Origin of the sequence: Streptomyces sp. Y2F8-2, from assembly GCF_014905555.1 — a bacterium.
GTDB classification, from domain to species: Bacteria; Actinomycetota; Actinomycetes; order Streptomycetales; family Streptomycetaceae; genus Streptomyces; species Streptomyces cynarae.
This window is the reverse complement of the sequence record NZ_BNGS01000001.1, coordinates 509,300-524,167: the sequence shown is the minus strand read 5'-3', so window position 1 is coordinate 524,167 and position 14,868 is coordinate 509,300. Positions and strand designations below refer to the sequence as shown.

The window sequence follows — 14,868 nt, the reverse complement described above, 5'->3', positions numbered from 1 at the left end:
CCCGGGACGCCGCTGCCTGCCCGATCACGGACGGGGCCGGGCCCCTCTTCGGCGGGGCGGGCCGTCGGTCACCCCGAGTTCGGTGAATCTGCACCGTGAATGCGCAACTGCGGCACGAGGTGCGAGGGATCTCCACGACGGGTGGCCGGGGCGCGTTCCATTGGCGCGGAATGTCTTGTTCCGCATCACGGGGGAAGCGCCGGTTCCGTCCCGGGTCGGTGCGGCGTGTGGAGAAACCGCCCCCAATTCGTGCGCGCGCCTTTACGGATGCGTGGCCCGCGCGGTCAACCGCTCTGGTGGAAGCGCCGATTGATTGGATAGCCGGCGCACTCCGTGCTTTGATCTCTGGCGCCGCGGGGTCGTGCGAAGGGTGGCCGGTAACGGATGCCGCACGCCCGCGGTCGCGGCCCGCCACCTGTCCCCAGCGGGACGCTCCCCCCTTGCGGAACACCACATGCGAAGGGAAGTTCCATCATGAACTCCGCTCCCCAGGTTCACACCGCCGAGCTGTCCGACGCCGAGCTCGACAACGTCTCCGGCGGCCTGGCCCCGCACGCCAGCGCGGCCGTCGGCCCGACGACGGTCAGCGACGCGGACGTCCTGGCTCAGGTCGGCACCGTCGAGGGCGTTGCCCTGGGCACCGTCGGCACCCTCGGCGCCTACCACCAGGCCGGCGTCAACGTCTCCTTCTGATCGCCGGCTCGAAGGCGGCCGTCCGCCCCGCGCTCCTCGCGCGGGCGGGCGGCCTCTTCTTGTCGTGCTGCGACCGGCTCACGCCGGGTAGGGGGCGGCTTCGCGTGCCGTCCGAAGTGCGCCCGCCCACCAGGTGAGTTGGTCCAGCAACGTCTTGGCGTACCCGGGGGCCTCGGGGTCGAGCGGCTGACCGTCCCGCCACGCCGTGAAGTAGTTCGGGAAGGCGAGACCGTCGCGGATCGTCACCGCGTGCAACTCGGTCAGAACGTTCTCCAGATGCAGTACGGCATGCCGGCCACCTGCCGCGCCGCCGTAGCTCACGAACGCGACCGGCTTGGCGGTCCAGTGGGTGAAATGCCAGTCGATGGCCGCCTTCAGCGAGGCCGGATAACTGTGGTTGTACTCCGGCGTGACGATGACGAACGCGTCCGCGCCGTCGAGTGCCGACGTCAGGGGCTCCATCCCGGCCGGACGGGGGTAGTCGTCGCCCGCGAACTTCGGCGGCACGGCGGGCAGGGCCAACGGGACCTCGACGTCCGCCAGATCGACGACCTCGACGTCGAATCCCCCGTGCGCACGGGCCTGATCGGCGACCCATGAAGCCACCACGGGACCGAACCGGCCCTCCCGGACGCTGCCAACGATGATGACCAGCTTGTGCGTGTTCTCCATGCCCACCACCATCGGCCGCCGCGATGAGCCCAACCAGGCCGGGCTCAGGCTGGCCCCCGCAGGGCCACCCTCAGCACTCCACGACCGGCGGGGCGTCACCGTATGCTCACGGCATGGGTACACCGTTGGGTGACTTCGTCCGGGCCAAGCGCGACAGTATCCAGCCGGACGAGTTGGGGATACCGGATCATGGCCGCCGCCGTTCACCCGGTCTGCGACGCACGGACGTGGCCGTGCGGGCCGGCATCAGCGTCGAGTACCTGACCCGTATCGAGCAGGGCCGCGACCGCAACCCCTCCGTGGCGGTGGTGAACGCGCTCGCGGACGCCCTCAGTCTCGACCCCGCGGAGCGCAACCACCTGCGCTACCTCGCGAAGATCAGCGGCGGTGAGTGTGTCGCCCACACCCGGCCGGCGCCGCCTCGGCGCGAGGTCCGGCCGTCCGTACTGGAGACCCTGCGCCTCCTCGAGCCGGGGATCGCGCTGGTGACGAACCGTCTGGGCGACGTCCTCGCCCACACCGGCGGCTACGCGTGGCTGATGGACGGAACCGGGTTGCTGGAGACCGGCGCACCCAACCTCACCCGCTATGTGTTCACCGACCCCCGCGCCCGCACCTTCTTCGCCGACTGGGACGACATCGCGGACCAGCAGGCCTTCGACCTGTGGCTCGGGCCGTCCGTCGAGAACTCCGAGTGGTTCACCGCGGAACTCGCGCCCCTCGCCGGTCCCGACTTCACACGGCGCCTGAACCGGCACATGGTCCCGAAGCGCGGCGTCCTCCGACTGAACCATCCCACCGCACACGAACTCCGCTTCCACCGGGAGACACTCGAGCTCTCCGCGGACGCGCAGCAGCTGGTCGTTCACCTGCCCGCGGACGAGGAGACCGCCCGGAGCGTCGATCAGCTCCGCCACGAGTCCTTCCGCCACCGGCCCTACGGCAGGCTCCGCGCCGTCACCTGACACCGCGCCGTCGCCCGGGTGCGAAGGGAGCCGGATCCGGGGCAGCGGCCGTACCGCCACCGCCCCGAACCGGCCCTGGGCCCACAGCCCACTGACTACTGCCTGCTGACCACTGCCTACCGCTCGCCGAGCATCTTCTTCATCTCGGTGATCTCGGCGGACTGCGAGGTGACGATCGACTTCGCCATCGTCTGCGCGGGACCGTAGGCACCCTTGGCCCCTTCGGTCCTCGCCATGGCGATCGCGCCCTCGTGGTGGCCGATCATCATCTGGAGGAAGGCCTTGTCGAAGGCGTCACCCGACAGGTTCTGAAGTTTCTTCATGTCCCCGTCGGACATCATGCCGGGCATCGACGAGCCGGAGTGGTCCATGCCCGGCATGCTCTCCATGCCGGACCCGCTGCCGTCGGGGACCTTCTCGCCCCACGCCTTCAGCCAGCCCGACATGGTGGCGATCTCCGGGTCCTGTGCCTTCCGGATCCTCGCGGCGAGGTCCTTGACGTCCTGGGAGGAGGCCCGCGACGGGGCCAGGGCGGCCATGGCCACGGCCTGGCGGTGGTGGGGGATCATCTCCTGCGCGAACGTCACGTCCTGCGCGTTGTGGCCGCCCTGCGCCGCGGAGGCGGCGCCCGAGGGGGCGGCCGGGGACATCGACCCCATGCCGTGGCCGGAGTGCCCCGACGAGGCGGAGGACGAGGCGGAGGGCGAGGAGGAGGGCGAGGAGGAGTCGCTGCCGCCGCAGGCGGTCAGCACCACCGCTGCGGTCGCGGCCGCGGCCAGCGCGACGGTACGGCGGATCGAGGAACGGCGAAATGCCATGAGAAGTACAGCTCCTTGGAACACCCCGCGCAGGCGCGCGGGAAGAACGGATCATGAGACGGACCGGAGCACGCCACCTGAGAAGGCCGGTGTCGTGCGGGCGCCTCTAGATCCGCAGAAGCTGTAGTTCGGACAGGTCGGGCGGAGCCCGGCCCTCGGCCGTCCGTGCGACGGGGTGACCGGAGAAGGCCGCGGCGCACTCCCCGGGGACCGTGAGCGCGGGCAGCAGGGCGGGCGGGACGTAGGAGGCGGCGGTGCCCCCGGCCGCGCAGGTGCCGCCGGAGTGGTCCATGGCCATCCCGCCATGGTCGGCGCTCGACAGATGGGGGCACACGCAGTCGTCCGCGGGAGCGGGAGCGGATGCGGATACGGTCCGATGCCCTGCCGTACCTGGCGCCCCCACCATGACGTGCTGCCCCGCCGACGGCGTCCCGGACGGCGACAGCGCGTGCATGGCCAGCACCCCGGCCAGCACCGCCATCACCAGCAGCACCCAGCGGGCACGGCTCACCGAGAAGCGGGTGCGCACGCGGGACGTCATGGCGCCCATCGTACGGAACGCCCGCCGCTCCGTGCGCAGGCCACCCGGACGCCGCCCCGATCCCGCCGAAGCCGTCCGGCCTTCAGCGCGACCGGGGGGCTCAGGCCGCCAGTGGATCCAACGTCAGAGGCTGGATCCTGCCCTCCAGCATCGCGCCCAGGCCCTGCACCGCGCAGATGTCGGGCCGTTCGGCGATGTGCACGGGCATGCCGGTCGCCTGGCGCAGCATGTCGTCGAGTCCCGGCAGCAGCGCACTGCCCCCGACCATCATGATCCCGCGGTCGGCGAGGTCGGCCACCAGATCGGGCGGGCAGTCCCGCAGCACCTTGCCGATGCCGTCCAGGACGGCGGTCAGCGGGGTCTGGATGGCGTTCCGCACGGCCGCCGTGTCGACCTTCACGGAGCGCGCGAGCCCGGTCGCCACGTCCCGCCCCATGATCTCGGTGGAGGCCGGCCCGTCCGAGGTGAACCCGCCCGCGCACAGGGCGAGCCGCAGCGGCCGTACGGACTGGCTCGGGAGCATCAACGCGTGCTCGTGCCGCAGGTGTTGCACTATGGCGTGATCGACGGCCTCGCCGCCCACCGGGATGCGCTCGGCGGTCACGATGTTCCCCAGCGACAGCACCGCGATCTGCGTGGCGGCGGCCCCGCACACCATGATCATGGAGGCTTCCGGCTGCTCGACGGGCAGCCCGCACCCCACGGCCGCCGCGACGAGCGTGTCCACCAGCTCCACCCTGCGCGCCCCCAGCCCGACCAGCGTCTCCACGGCCGCGCGCTGGGCCAGCGGGTCCGCGTCGTGCGGGGTGCAGGCGGCGGCCCGCAGCCGGGGCTTGCGGCGCAGGCTGCGGCGGAGCTTCTCGCCGAGCAGATGGCGCAGCATGCGCTGGGCCATCTCGATGTCGACGACGGTACCGCCGGAGACGGGCCGGACGACGCGGATGTAGGAGGGCGTGCGGCCCGTCATCTTCTCGGCGAACTCACCGACCGCGATCAGCGCACCCGTGCGGGTGTTCACGGCCGCCGCACTGGGCTGGTCCACCACCAGACCGGCGCCCTTGACGTAGACGCGGGTCCTCGCCGCGCCCAGGTCGACGGCGAAGTGGCAGCGGCGCAGCTGGTCCAGGCTGACGGTCATGGCGGTACCTCCCGAGAACGGACCGCGGGCGGGCCGCCGGGCGGCGGGCCTCTTCTCCGCATCCTCTGCCGTGACGCGGGCCCGCGCCCCCCGGGGTGGTCCGGGCGGGTGGTCCTGGGCGCGTCGCGCACGGGGGACCTTGTACGGGGTCCGCCCGTCACGTGGCGGCGCCGGCGATCCCCCGTACCACCCCCAGGGCGACCAGGTCCTGGGGCCGGACCCGGAGCTGGTCCGCCGTCTGCCGCACCTGCTCCGGCGGGCGCTTGAGTATCGCGGCGGCGAGCTCCGGGGCGATGACGGAGAAGTAGCTGTCCGGCGTGACCCACGTGTTGCCGGGCGCGGCGAGCGCGAGGGCGCCGCCCGAGCCGCCCTCGCCGATGACCAGCGTGGTGATCGGCGTACGGGCGGTGGCGACCGCGGCGAACAGGTCCGCGATCGCGGCGCCCGCGCCCTGCCGTTCGGCGTCGGCGTCGTTGGCGGCGCCCGGGGTGTCCACCAGCGTCAGCACCGGCAGGGACAGCCGGTCCGCCAGGCGGATCAGCCGGGCGGCCGTACGGTACCCGGCGGGCCGGGTCGCGGTGCCGGTCTGGGCGGCGTAGGCGACGGTCCGGCCGTCGTGGGTGCCGAAGCCGCACAGCATGCCGTCCGGGTCGGTGCCGCCGCACCGGTCGCCGCTGATGGCCGCCCGGCCGGTGAAGTAGGCGTCCAGGTAGGCGTCCGCGCGGGGGCGCTCCGGGTCGCGGGCGCGCCGCACCGCGTCCCAGCCGGTGGCCGGGAGGTCCACCTGGCCGAGCGCACCGGGCACGGGCGCGGGCTCGGTGGAGGGCGCCGTCAGCAGCGCCAGCCACCGCCCCAGCGTCTCGCGCAGCTCTCCGGGCCGTATGACCGCGTCGACGGTGCCCGCCGCGAGCTGCGCCTGGGCGGTGTACGCCGCCGGGTCCGCGTCCGGTGGGCGCACCCGGGAGCCCGCGAAGCCGACCTGGGCCTCCGGCAGGGCCAGCACCACGTCGGCGCCCGCACCCAGCGTGGCCCAGCCGCCGCCCGTCGTCGGGTCCCGCAACACCGCCAGCTGGGGCAGACCGACCGCGCGGGTGAGCGCCGACTGGCGGGCCACGCGCTGCAACTGGGTCAGCGCGAGCATGCCCTCCTGCATCCGGCTGCCGCCCGTCGAGACCAGCGAGACCACCGGCAGTCGCCGCTCACGGGCGTGGACGTGGGCCGCCTCCAGCCGGTCCCCGGTGCGTTCGCCCAGGGAGCCGCCGAGGAAGCCGAACTCGAACGCGATCAGCACGACCGGGGTGCCGCCGACGGTGGCGCGCCCGCAGACGACGGACTCCTCCTCGCCGGTGCGCGCGGCGGCGCGGGCGCGGGAGGCGTCGTAGCCGGGCCAGGCCAACGGGCCGTCGGGCCGGCCGTCGCGCGCGGGGGACGGGAGTTCCGCGAAGTCGTCGGTGACCAGGGCGAGGGCGTCCCGTGCGGAAGGGCGCTCAGGCATCCCGCAGGGCCCGCTTCATGATCTTCCCCATGTCGTTGCGGGGCAGGGCGTCCAGGTACCGCACCACACGCGGACGCTTGTGCGGGGCCAGCCGGCGGGCGACGTGGCCGGCCAGCTCGTCGGCACTGGGCGGCGCCGCGGGATCCGCGGGCACCACCCAGGCGACGATCCGCTCGCCCAGGTCGTCGTCGGGCTCCCCGGCGACGGCGGCCTCCCGGACACCCGGGTGCTCGAGAAGCGCGTTCTCGATCTCCCCGGCCCCGATCTTGTAGCCGCCGCTCTTGATGAGATCGGTCGCCTTGCGCCCGACGATCCGCACGTACCCGTCGGGCTCGCGCACCGCCATGTCCCCGGTGCGGAACCAGCCGTCCGGGGTGAACGCGGCGGCGGTGGCGTCGGGCCGGTTGAGGTACTCGGTGAACAGATTCGGCCCGCGCACCTGGATCTCCCCGACGCTCTCGCCGTCGCGGGCGGCGACCACGGACCCGTCCTCCTCCACGAGCCGCAACTCCACGCCCGGCAGCGGAACCCCCACCGTCCCCGCGCGTGCCTCCCCGTCCACCCGCACGCTGGTGTTCATCAGCGTCTCGGTCATCCCGTACCGCTCGATGACCCGGCGGCCGGTCGCGGCGGCGATCCGCTCGTGGTCGTGCACCGGCAGCGCGGCGGACCCGGAGACGAGCAGCCGGGCCCCGGCGAGCGCCTTGGCCAGCTCGGGCTCGGCGGGCAGGGCCTCGGCGATGCGGTGGTACATCGTCGGCACGCCGAACAGCATGGTCGCGCCCTCGCCCAGCTCCCGCGCCACACCGTCCGTACTGAACCGCCCCAGGTGCCGCACGGACCCGCCGCGCCGCAGCGGCCCGAGGACACCCAGCACCAGCCCGTGCACATGGAACAACGGCAACCCGTGCACGAGTACGTCGTCGCCGGTCCACTGCCAGGCGTCCGCGAGCGCGTCGAGGGTGGTGGCGACGGCGCGACGGGGGATGACGGCGCCCTTGGGCGGGCCCGTGGTGCCGGAGGTGTAGACGACGAGGGCGGGGTCCTCGTCGCCCGTCCCGTCCTCCGGGAGAGCCCCGGAGCCGTGCACATCGACGTCGACGCGCTCCAGTCCGCCGACCGGGCCGGGCAGTTCGACGCCCGGCCCGGCGAGCACCAGCGACGGCGCGCTGTCCGCCAGGATGTGCCCGAGCTCCCGCTCGCCGGACTTCGGGTTGAGCGGGACGAAGGGCACACCGGCACTCAGCGCGGCGACCGCGGCGACGGCGGTCTCCAGGGAGGGCGTGGCCCACACGGCCACCCTCCCCACTCCGCGGATCCGCCCGGCGAGCGCCCCCGCCGCCGAGGCGAGCTGCGCATAGGTCAGACCCCGCTCCCCGAACCGCAGGGCGGGCCGCCGGCCGGCCGAGGGATCGGACAGCGCCGGAAAGAGGGAGGACACGCGGACACTCCTTGCGTCGAGGCGGACGTACGGACGGGACCTACGAACCCATCGTGCCGCACAGCCCCGTCCGCTATGCGGCCTCCACCACCTCCGCCACCACCCAGCTCACGTTGTCCGGACCGCCGGCGGCGTTCGCCGCGCCCACCAGTGCCCGCACCGCCTCGTCCGGGGCGGACGCGGACGTGAGCGCGGAGCGGATCTCCTCGTCCGGCACGACCCCGGACAGGCCGTCCGAGCACAGCAGATACCGGTCGCCCGGCAGCGCGTCGTGCAGCCGCAGATCGGGTACGGCACCGGCGTCGTCGCCGCCCGTCAACGCCTTGTTGTTAGCCTGCGCGGAGGAATCGTCGCGGAGCATTGGTCGTACGAACAGGAGTCCAGACGTGGCCCGAGTCGCACTCGTCACCTGCCGTCCCGGGCCGGAGGTCGCCGTCGACCGCGATCTGCCGGTGCTCATACGGGAGTTGCGGGCGGCGGGGGCCGAGGCGGACGCCGTGTACTGGGACGACACGGACGTCGACTGGGCGGGATACGACCTGGCCGTGATCCGGTCCACGTGGGACTACAGCTGGCGGGCGGCCGAGTTCACCGCGTGGGCCGAGCGGTGCGGGAGGGCCACCCGGCTGGCCAATCCGGCGGACGTCGTGCGCTGGAACACCGACAAGCGGTACCTCGGGGACCTGGCCGCCGTGGGTGTCCCCACCGTCCCCACGCGGTACATCGCCCCCGGCGACCCCGCCGACCTGCCCGAAGACCACGAGTACGTCGTCAAGCCCACCTCCGGCGCCGGCGCCCGGTTCGCCGCCCGGTACACGCCCGGGGAGCACGACACCGCCGTACGACAGCTCGCCCGCCTGCACGCCGACGGGTTCACGGCGATGGTGCAGCCCTATGTGAAGGGCATCGACGTGAGCGGGGAGCGGGCGGTGCAGTTCTTCGGCGGGCGGCTGCTGCACGCCAGCCGGAAGGGGGCCGTCCTGGCGCCCGGCACCCCGTACGACGAGAAGAAGGTGGCCCACCCCGGCCTGGAGCCCTGGACCCCGACCCGGGCCGAACTCGCCACCGCCGAGGGCGCCCTGGCCGCCGTACCGGGCCACGCCGACCTCCTCTACGCCCGCGTCGACCTGGTGGACGGGGCGGACGGGCAGCCGTGCGTGATGGAGCTGGAGCTCGTCGAGCCGAACCTGTTCCTCGACCTCCACGCCGGGTCGCTGCCCGTGGTGGTGGACGCGATCCTCACCGCTGCCCGCTGACGCCCACCCGCTGCAACAGCCCCCAGGTGAACTCCGCGGCGACCTGATGGCGTACGCCCCGCGCGTCCGGGGCCGTGAAGGCCAGGCCCCAGCGGGTCGGCGCCGTGCCCTCCAGGGGGCGGGCGGGGGCGAAGGCGCGGGCCGCCTCGTCGACCGTGCAGGACCAGGGGGTCAGGTCCTCCAGGGTCTTCAGCTCGGGGGACGGCGCGCCCGGGGCCCGTACCAGCCACTCGTTCCACACCACCCCGTTCGGCGCCACCAGGACCTCGAAGCGCAGGTCGGACCAGAGGGGGACCGGCCACAGCAGGGCGTCGCAGTCCAGGTCGCCGATGCGGCGGGGCGTCGTCGACTCGGGCTCGCCCAGGACCGAGCGGTACCGGCTCAGGGCCGAGCGGGAGCGCGGTGAGCGGACCATCGCCTGCCAGCGCTTGTTGGCCTCGCGCATGTCCGCGATGGAGACACCCAGCTCATGGCGGGCGTCCTCCACCAGGTCCGGGTTGTGGTCGGCCATGCGGCGCAGCAGGACCAGCTGGAAGTCGCGGGGCGTGAAGGCGGACGGCATGCCGTCCATCCTCGCTGACCACTTGCCGAATCCCGCAGCGCGCACGACCATTGCCGCCCCAGCGCACTATGACTAGCCTGTGTTCGTCATGCCGATCGTCAGTTGAAATTTCGAACATGGAGAGGGGGCCGGTCGTGGGACGCCTCGTACCTGCCGTCACCCGGGCTCTCGACATCCTGGAGCTCTTCCTCGACGGGGACGGCACGCTGTCCGCCCCCGACATCGTGCGCAAGCTCCAGCTGCCGCGCACCACGGTGCACGAGCTCGTCACCACGCTCGCCGCGCGCTCGTACATCGTGCCGGTACAGGGGCAGCCGGGACGCTACCGCCTCGGCGTCCGCCCGTACCAGCTCGGCAGCCGCTACGCCGAGCAGCTCGACCTCGCCGCCGAGGGACTGCAGGTCGCCCGGTCCGTGGCCGAGACCTGCGACGAGACCGTCCACGTGGCCATCCTCGAGGGCACCGACGTCATCTACATCGCCAAGGTCGACTCCACGCACGCCGTGCGCATGGTGTCGGCGGCCGGGCGCCGGCTCCCCGCCCACTGCACCTCCGTCGGCAAGATGCTCCTCGCGTCCCTGCCCGAGCCGGAACTCGCCGCCCGCATCCCGGACGACGCCGAGCTGGTCGCGATGACTCCCAACAGCATCACCGACCCGGCGGCCCTGCGTGAGGCACTGGCCCAGATCCGCGCCCGCGGCATCGCCGTGGAGAGCCGCGAGTCCAATCCCGACGTCAGCTGCGTCGCCGCCCCCGTGCGCGACCGCACCGGGCAGGTCGTTGCGGCACTGTCCATCTCGGTGCCCATGATCCGCTGGAGCGACGAGCGCCTCGCCGAGCTGGAGCAGCTCGTCGTGAAGGGCGCCGCGGAACTCTCCGAGCGGCTCGGCCACCGGGGCGTCGCATGACGACGACGTACGAGCGCGCCGTACGCGAGGAGGCGGCCCTCGGTGAGGGCCCGACGTGGGACGCCGACGGCGGTCGGCTGATCTGGGTGGACATCCTGGGGTCCCGGGTGCACACGTACGACCCCGCCTCCGGGCGCCGCACGGTCATGACCAGCGAGCAGCACGTGGGTGCCGCCAAGCCGCGCTCCGGCGGCGGCCTGGTGCTCAACCTCCGCGACGGCGTGGGCCTGCGCGACCCCGACGGCACCTTCCGCTGGCTGCGCCACGAGCCGGTCCCCGGCCGCCGGGGCAACGACGCGGCCGTCGCCCCGGACGGCTCCCTGTGGGCGGGCACCATGCGCTACGACGAGGCGCCGGGCGGCGGCACCCTGTCCCGGATCACCGGCGACGGCACCGTCCGCACCGTCCTCGACGACGTCGCCGTGAGCAACGGCACCGGCTGGAGCCCCGACGGCCGGCTGATGTACTACATCGACTCGCCGACCCGCCGCATCGACGTCTTCGACGTCGGCGACGACGGGCTTCCGGCGGGCAGACGCGCCCTCGCCCACGTCGAGCGCGGCTTCCCGGACGGGCTGACGGTCGACGCCGACGGCTGTGTGTGGGTCGCCCTGTGGGACGGCGGCGCGATCCACCGCTACACCCCGTCCGGGGACCTGGACCGCGTCCTGGAACTGCCCGTCGAGCGCCCGACCGCATGCGCGTTCGGCGGCGCCGACCTGGCCGACCTGTACATCACCACCGCCCGCACGGGCCTTCAGGCGCCGCACCCGCTCTCCGGCTCGCTCCTCGTCGTCCCCGGCGCCGGAAAGGGCCTGGCGCAGCCCGCTTTCGCCGGCTGACCCCTCGTCCGCTCAGGGCCTCCGCCCGGTCATCACCGGGTGGAGGCCCTGGACTGTGCCCGGAGTGAACGGTCTTTCCGGGTCGCAAAGCCGGGGGAGTCCACCAGCGTCACCGGGACTCCCCCGGCCGTCCGTCCCAGCAGCGTCAGTTCGGCGGTGCCCGGCCCCGACGGGGTGGTCCCGTCGGCGAGGACCGCCAGCGCGAGCGTGTTCGGGCCCCGGGTGTCGAGCACGCCGTTGGGCAGGACGAAGGTGTGCTGGGGGCCCACGTCGTTGATGTACTGGCCCATGTTCCAGCCGTTGAGGAAGATCTGCGCCCGGTAGGCACGCGCCGGATCGTCCGTCAGGGTGAGCCCGATGGACGCGTCCGTGCCGGGAGCGACGGCCAACCGGAACCGCGTCCGGTACCAGACCACACCCTGCCCCCGCTCGGCACGCGGAAGCGGGACCGCCTCCCAGTCGCCGTCCGGGAACCCGGGCAGATGCCAGCCGTGCCGCTCCCCGTACAGCCCGCCGTTGTTCAGCGGGCCGCGCACCGGGTCCGGGGCGGCCTCGCCCTGGATCCGCCAGCGCACCGCGGGCGACGCCCCGTCGAAGGCGACGGAGACCAGGCCCCGGCCCGCCTTGTGGCTGTCGTTCGCCCCGCCGTCCTCGTCGTGCTGCATGCGCCGGACCAGCACCGACAGCACGTGCGGTCCCTCACCCGGCGCGATGGGGAACGTCGCCGTGGCCGACCACGTCCCCCGCCGCACCGTCCTGGCGTCCGGCACGGGCATCCGGTGGGTGCCCAGCGGCTTCCCGTCCAGCCACGCCATCAGCAACCCCTGTGTGCCGGACACGTACGCCAGCGACACGGACTCGGCGCCCGCCGCTCCCTCGAAACGGCCCCGGTACCAGACGTCCCCGTAGTGGAAGCCGTAGTCGTCGGCGAAGAGGACGGGCTGTCCGGCCGGCACAGGAGTCGTGGCGTACGACGTCGTCCGGTCGGCCGTCCGCCACGCCGAGTCGTCGAAGCCAACGGCGGCCTCGGGGTTCTCCGCCCTCCGGCGCCACCCGGTCAGCGCGGGCAGCCGGACCGGTGCCGCGCCCGGCAGCCGCCGGGTGGCGCGCACACTGCCGGACGGGGTGCCGCGCGCGGGCACGGGAGCACCGTTCCAGAAGACCTCGGTCACTCCGGGCGGCGCCCACACCTCCAGATCGGCGTCGTCGACCGTGTCGCCGGTGAGCTGTGCGGTGGTGCCGCGACGCTCGGCGGTGCGCAGCAGGGCGGGCCCGTGCACCAGGAACGGCCCCGACGGTGTGTGGTGGGGCCATAGCCGTACGGACGTCTCGTCGTCCGCGAGGAGGAGCAGCAGCGGACGCGCCACGCCTCCGCCCTCCACCAGCACCCGGACGAGCCCGTCGAGCCGCACGTCCAGGCGCAGGGCGCCCCGTGCGTAATTGTGCGCCGCGTCCCCCTCCAGCACGGTGACCCTCGGCTCGCGCGCGCACTCCAGGACGGTCGTCGTCGCCTCGCCCGAACGGCCCGTGAACACGGCGACGTCCTGCCGCCCGACGGCCAGCCGCAGCATGGGCTGCGCGGAGGAGTACCGCAGCGTCCGCCGCCCGAGCGAGATCCCGGCGGCCAGCAGCCGGGCGTCGAGGCCAGGCACGCGCACCCGGACGGTGGTCCCGGCGACGGGGACGGCGGCCTCGGCCTCACCGGAGGCGTCGTTGCGCAGCACGTACACGTGCGCGCCGGTGCCCGGATTGACCAGGTGATACGCCCTGAGCTCCGAGCCGCCGCCGACGTCGACGTCCTCCGCCCGGTCCAGCTCGGCCAGGTCCGGCACGGTGTGCAGCAGATGCCCGATCTGGTGCATCGGGACCAGCTTGGCGGTCGGCTGCCTGGCCTCGTCGAGGGCGGCGCCGTAGTCGTACGACGTGTAGACGACCGGCGCGGGCAGCCACCCCCACGACGTGCCGCCGAACGTCATGTACACGTTGTGGATCCTGATGCCGTTGGCGAGGTTGGTCAGGTAGAAGCGCCGCTCGTACGCCGCGTCCCGGGTGCGGCGCGACTCCGCGTACCCCTTCCCGCCGAACTCGGCCCCGCCCCACGGGTCGAACCAGCCGCCCCCGAACTCGGCCAGGAAGCCCGGCGTGCCGGGACTCGCGGTGGACCCGCCCTTGGTCCCGCCCGGCCCGAAGTACCCCCAGTCCGGCGGCGGGCGGAACGGGGACGGATACCCGTCGAAGCCGTACAGCCAGCGCCCCCGCTCCCCGCCGGTGTCGAAGGTGCCGGGCGCCCAGTAGCCGTTGCGGCCCTTGTCGTTGTGGAAGAGCGGCACATCGATGCCGTCGGCGCGGACCTTGGCGTACAGGTGGGCCATGTAGTCGCGGCCGGCGGCCTCGGTGACGTGGTTCGCGTACTCGTTCTCGAGCTGGTAGAGGACGATCGTGCCGCCGCCGCGCGTGTACAGGTGCCGTACGGCGATCCGGTTGACGGCCGTCAGCCACTCGTCGACGTGACCCAGATACGTCGGATCGGAGGTGCGGGCCGTGCCCGGCGTCGCCGTCAGCCAGCCGGGGAAGCCGCCCGCGTCGACCTCGGCGTTGATGTAGGGGCCCGGGCGCAGGATCACGTACAGACCGGTTTCGGCGGCGGTGCGCAGGAACAGGTCCAGGTCGCGGACGCCCGTGAAGTCATGGTGGCCGGGGGCGGAGGAGTGGAAGTTCCACGCCACATAGACGCTGACGGTGTTGTACCCGTGGGCGCGCATCTTCTGCAGCACGTCCCGCCACAGTGACGGGCTCGGCAGCCGGAACGGGTGCATCTCGCCCGACCACAGCACGACCCTCCGGCCGTCGACGAGCATCGAGTACCGGTCGAAGCCGACGGTGTGCGCCCGTCCGTCCGCCCGCCGAGGATCCGGGGGCGGACCGGTCGGGGCGCTCACGGCGGCCCGCACCTCACCGCTGCCGCCGAGCGCCAGACCGAGCGCGGCGGTGCCGGTGATCATATGGAATGTACGTCTGCTCATCGCCACGCGAGGATTGTCACCCGTGGCAGGCATGACAATGGCCGCATGAGGATCTCGGCACGGGCGGATTACGCGGTACGGGCGGCGCTGGAGCTGACCGTGCGCGAGGACACGGCACCGGTGAAGGCGGAGACGGTCGCGGCCGCGCAGGGCATTCCGCACAAGTTCCTGGAGGGCATCCTGGGCGATCTGCGCCGCGCGGGCCTGGTCACCAGCCGACGCGGCGGCACCGGAGGCTACGCGCTGGCCCGGGAGCCGTCCGCGATCACCGTGGCGGACGTCATCCGCGCGGTGGACGGTCCGATCGTGTCGGTACGGGGGGAGCGGCCCACGGGCCTCACCTACACCGGCTCGGCGCAGCCGCTCCTGCCCCTGTGGATCGCCCTGCGGGCGAACGTACGCAAGATCCTCGAGGGCGTCACGCTCGCCGACATCGCGACGGACACCCTCCCGGAACCGGTCCGCCGCCTGGCCGCGGAACCGGCGTCGTGGGAGAACCCGTGAGACTCGGCAC

Annotated in this window: 14 protein-coding genes and 1 pseudogene; 6 read left to right on the top strand and 9 right to left on the bottom strand. The window is 73.5% G+C overall.

All coding sequences use genetic code 11. The annotated features are described in order from the left end of the window. Positions 1–474 precede the first annotated feature (474 nt). Positions 475–693, top strand: coding sequence for a class IIb bacteriocin, lactobin A/cerein 7B family (locus SY2F82_RS02410; RefSeq protein ID WP_200417233.1), 219 nt, complete (start codon positions 475–477; stop codon positions 691–693). Between the two features lie 78 nt (positions 694–771). On the opposite strand, the gene SY2F82_RS02405 is transcribed toward SY2F82_RS02410, so the two are convergent. After that, positions 772–1,365, bottom strand: a complete 594-nt coding sequence (locus SY2F82_RS02405; protein ID WP_200417232.1) for an NADPH-dependent FMN reductase — start codon at positions 1,363–1,365, stop codon at positions 772–774. Positions 1,366–1,478: 113 nt separating this feature from the next. Between SY2F82_RS02405 and SY2F82_RS02400 the strand changes: the two genes are divergently transcribed. After that, positions 1,479–2,330 carry a helix-turn-helix domain-containing protein gene (locus SY2F82_RS02400; RefSeq protein ID WP_200417231.1) on the top strand — a complete coding sequence of 284 codons (852 nt, stop codon included), beginning with the start codon at positions 1,479–1,481 and terminating at the stop codon, positions 2,328–2,330. Between the two features lie 116 nt (positions 2,331–2,446). Here the strand turns inward: SY2F82_RS02400 and SY2F82_RS02395 are convergent, their stop codons facing one another. The 6 genes and pseudogenes from SY2F82_RS02395 to SY2F82_RS02370 form a co-directional block, all read right to left on the bottom strand. Then, positions 2,447–3,148, bottom strand: a complete 702-nt coding sequence (locus SY2F82_RS02395; RefSeq protein WP_200417230.1) for a DUF305 domain-containing protein — start codon at positions 3,146–3,148, stop codon at positions 2,447–2,449. A gap of 106 nt (positions 3,149–3,254) precedes the next feature. After that, a complete protein-coding gene (locus SY2F82_RS02390) occupies positions 3,255–3,689 on the bottom strand; it encodes a DUF6153 family protein (protein WP_200417229.1) in 435 nt (144 codons plus the stop codon). Positions 3,690–3,789: 100 nt separating this feature from the next. After that, entirely contained in the window at positions 3,790–4,827 is a 1,038-nt protein-coding gene (locus SY2F82_RS02385) for a rod shape-determining protein (protein ID WP_103838219.1), read from the bottom strand. 157 nt (positions 4,828–4,984) lie between these two features. Next, entirely contained in the window at positions 4,985–6,322 is a 1,338-nt protein-coding gene (locus SY2F82_RS02380) for a carboxyl transferase domain-containing protein (protein WP_200417228.1), read from the bottom strand. Beyond that, positions 6,315–7,763, bottom strand: a complete 1,449-nt coding sequence (locus SY2F82_RS02375) for an acyl-CoA synthetase (RefSeq protein WP_200417227.1) — start codon at positions 7,761–7,763, stop codon at positions 6,315–6,317. The genes SY2F82_RS02380 and SY2F82_RS02375 overlap by 8 nt, the downstream gene beginning before the upstream one ends. Before the next feature lie 73 nt (positions 7,764–7,836). Further along, positions 7,837–8,088: pseudogene (locus SY2F82_RS02370) on the bottom strand (PP2C family serine/threonine-protein phosphatase); the annotation flags it as partial. A 61-nt stretch (positions 8,089–8,149) separates the two neighbouring features. Here SY2F82_RS02370 and SY2F82_RS02365 point away from each other — a divergent pair. Further along, complete coding sequence (locus SY2F82_RS02365) at positions 8,150–9,019, top strand: RimK family alpha-L-glutamate ligase (protein ID WP_200417226.1); 870 nt, start codon at positions 8,150–8,152, stop codon at positions 9,017–9,019. Here the strand turns inward: SY2F82_RS02365 and SY2F82_RS02360 are convergent. Next, positions 9,003–9,581, bottom strand: a complete 579-nt coding sequence (locus SY2F82_RS02360; protein WP_236041052.1) for a hypothetical protein — start codon at positions 9,579–9,581, stop codon at positions 9,003–9,005. The genes SY2F82_RS02365 and SY2F82_RS02360 overlap by 17 nt on opposite strands. 134 nt (positions 9,582–9,715) lie before the next feature. Here SY2F82_RS02360 and SY2F82_RS02355 point away from each other — a divergent pair, with 134 nt between their 5' ends. Beyond that, entirely contained in the window at positions 9,716–10,489 is a 774-nt protein-coding gene (locus SY2F82_RS02355) for an IclR family transcriptional regulator (RefSeq protein WP_200417224.1), read from the top strand. Further along, positions 10,486–11,331: an SMP-30/gluconolactonase/LRE family protein gene (locus SY2F82_RS02350; protein WP_200417223.1), complete on the top strand. Its 846-nt coding sequence runs from the start codon at positions 10,486–10,488 to the stop codon at positions 11,329–11,331. The genes SY2F82_RS02355 and SY2F82_RS02350 overlap by 4 nt, the downstream gene beginning before the upstream one ends. A 32-nt stretch (positions 11,332–11,363) precedes the next feature. Here the strand turns inward: SY2F82_RS02350 and SY2F82_RS02345 are convergent, their stop codons facing one another. Beyond that, complete coding sequence (locus SY2F82_RS02345; protein WP_200417222.1) at positions 11,364–14,360, bottom strand: beta-galactosidase; 2,997 nt, start codon at positions 14,358–14,360, stop codon at positions 11,364–11,366. Positions 14,361–14,399: 39 nt separating this feature from the next. Between SY2F82_RS02345 and SY2F82_RS02340 the strand changes: the two genes are divergently transcribed. Continuing rightward, entirely contained in the window at positions 14,400–14,858 is a 459-nt protein-coding gene (locus tag SY2F82_RS02340; protein WP_200417221.1) for an Rrf2 family transcriptional regulator, read from the top strand. Positions 14,859–14,868: the final 10 nt, after the last annotated feature.

Bases quoted from the DNA above. Each gene is read 5' to 3' on its own strand.
- SY2F82_RS02410 (WP_200417233.1), top strand. From the start codon at position 475: ATGAACTCCGCTCCCCAGGTTCACACCGCCGAGCTGTCCGACGCCGAG.
- SY2F82_RS02405 (WP_200417232.1), bottom strand. From the start codon at position 1,365: ATGGAGAACACGCACAAGCTGGTCATCATCGTTGGCAGCGTCCGGGAG.
- SY2F82_RS02400 (WP_200417231.1), top strand. From the start codon at position 1,479: ATGGGTACACCGTTGGGTGACTTCGTCCGGGCCAAGCGCGACAGTATC.
- SY2F82_RS02395 (WP_200417230.1), bottom strand. From the start codon at position 3,148: ATGGCATTTCGCCGTTCCTCGATCCGCCGTACCGTCGCGCTGGCCGCG.
- SY2F82_RS02390 (WP_200417229.1), bottom strand. From the start codon at position 3,689: ATGACGTCCCGCGTGCGCACCCGCTTCTCGGTGAGCCGTGCCCGCTGG.
- SY2F82_RS02385 (WP_103838219.1), bottom strand. From the start codon at position 4,827: ATGACCGTCAGCCTGGACCAGCTGCGCCGCTGCCACTTCGCCGTCGAC.
- SY2F82_RS02380 (WP_200417228.1), bottom strand. From the start codon at position 6,322: ATGCCTGAGCGCCCTTCCGCACGGGACGCCCTCGCCCTGGTCACCGAC.
- SY2F82_RS02360 (WP_236041052.1), bottom strand. From the start codon at position 9,581: ATGCCGTCCGCCTTCACGCCCCGCGACTTCCAGCTGGTCCTGCTGCGC.
- SY2F82_RS02350 (WP_200417223.1), top strand. From the start codon at position 10,486: ATGACGACGACGTACGAGCGCGCCGTACGCGAGGAGGCGGCCCTCGGT.
- SY2F82_RS02340 (WP_200417221.1), top strand. From the start codon at position 14,400: ATGAGGATCTCGGCACGGGCGGATTACGCGGTACGGGCGGCGCTGGAG.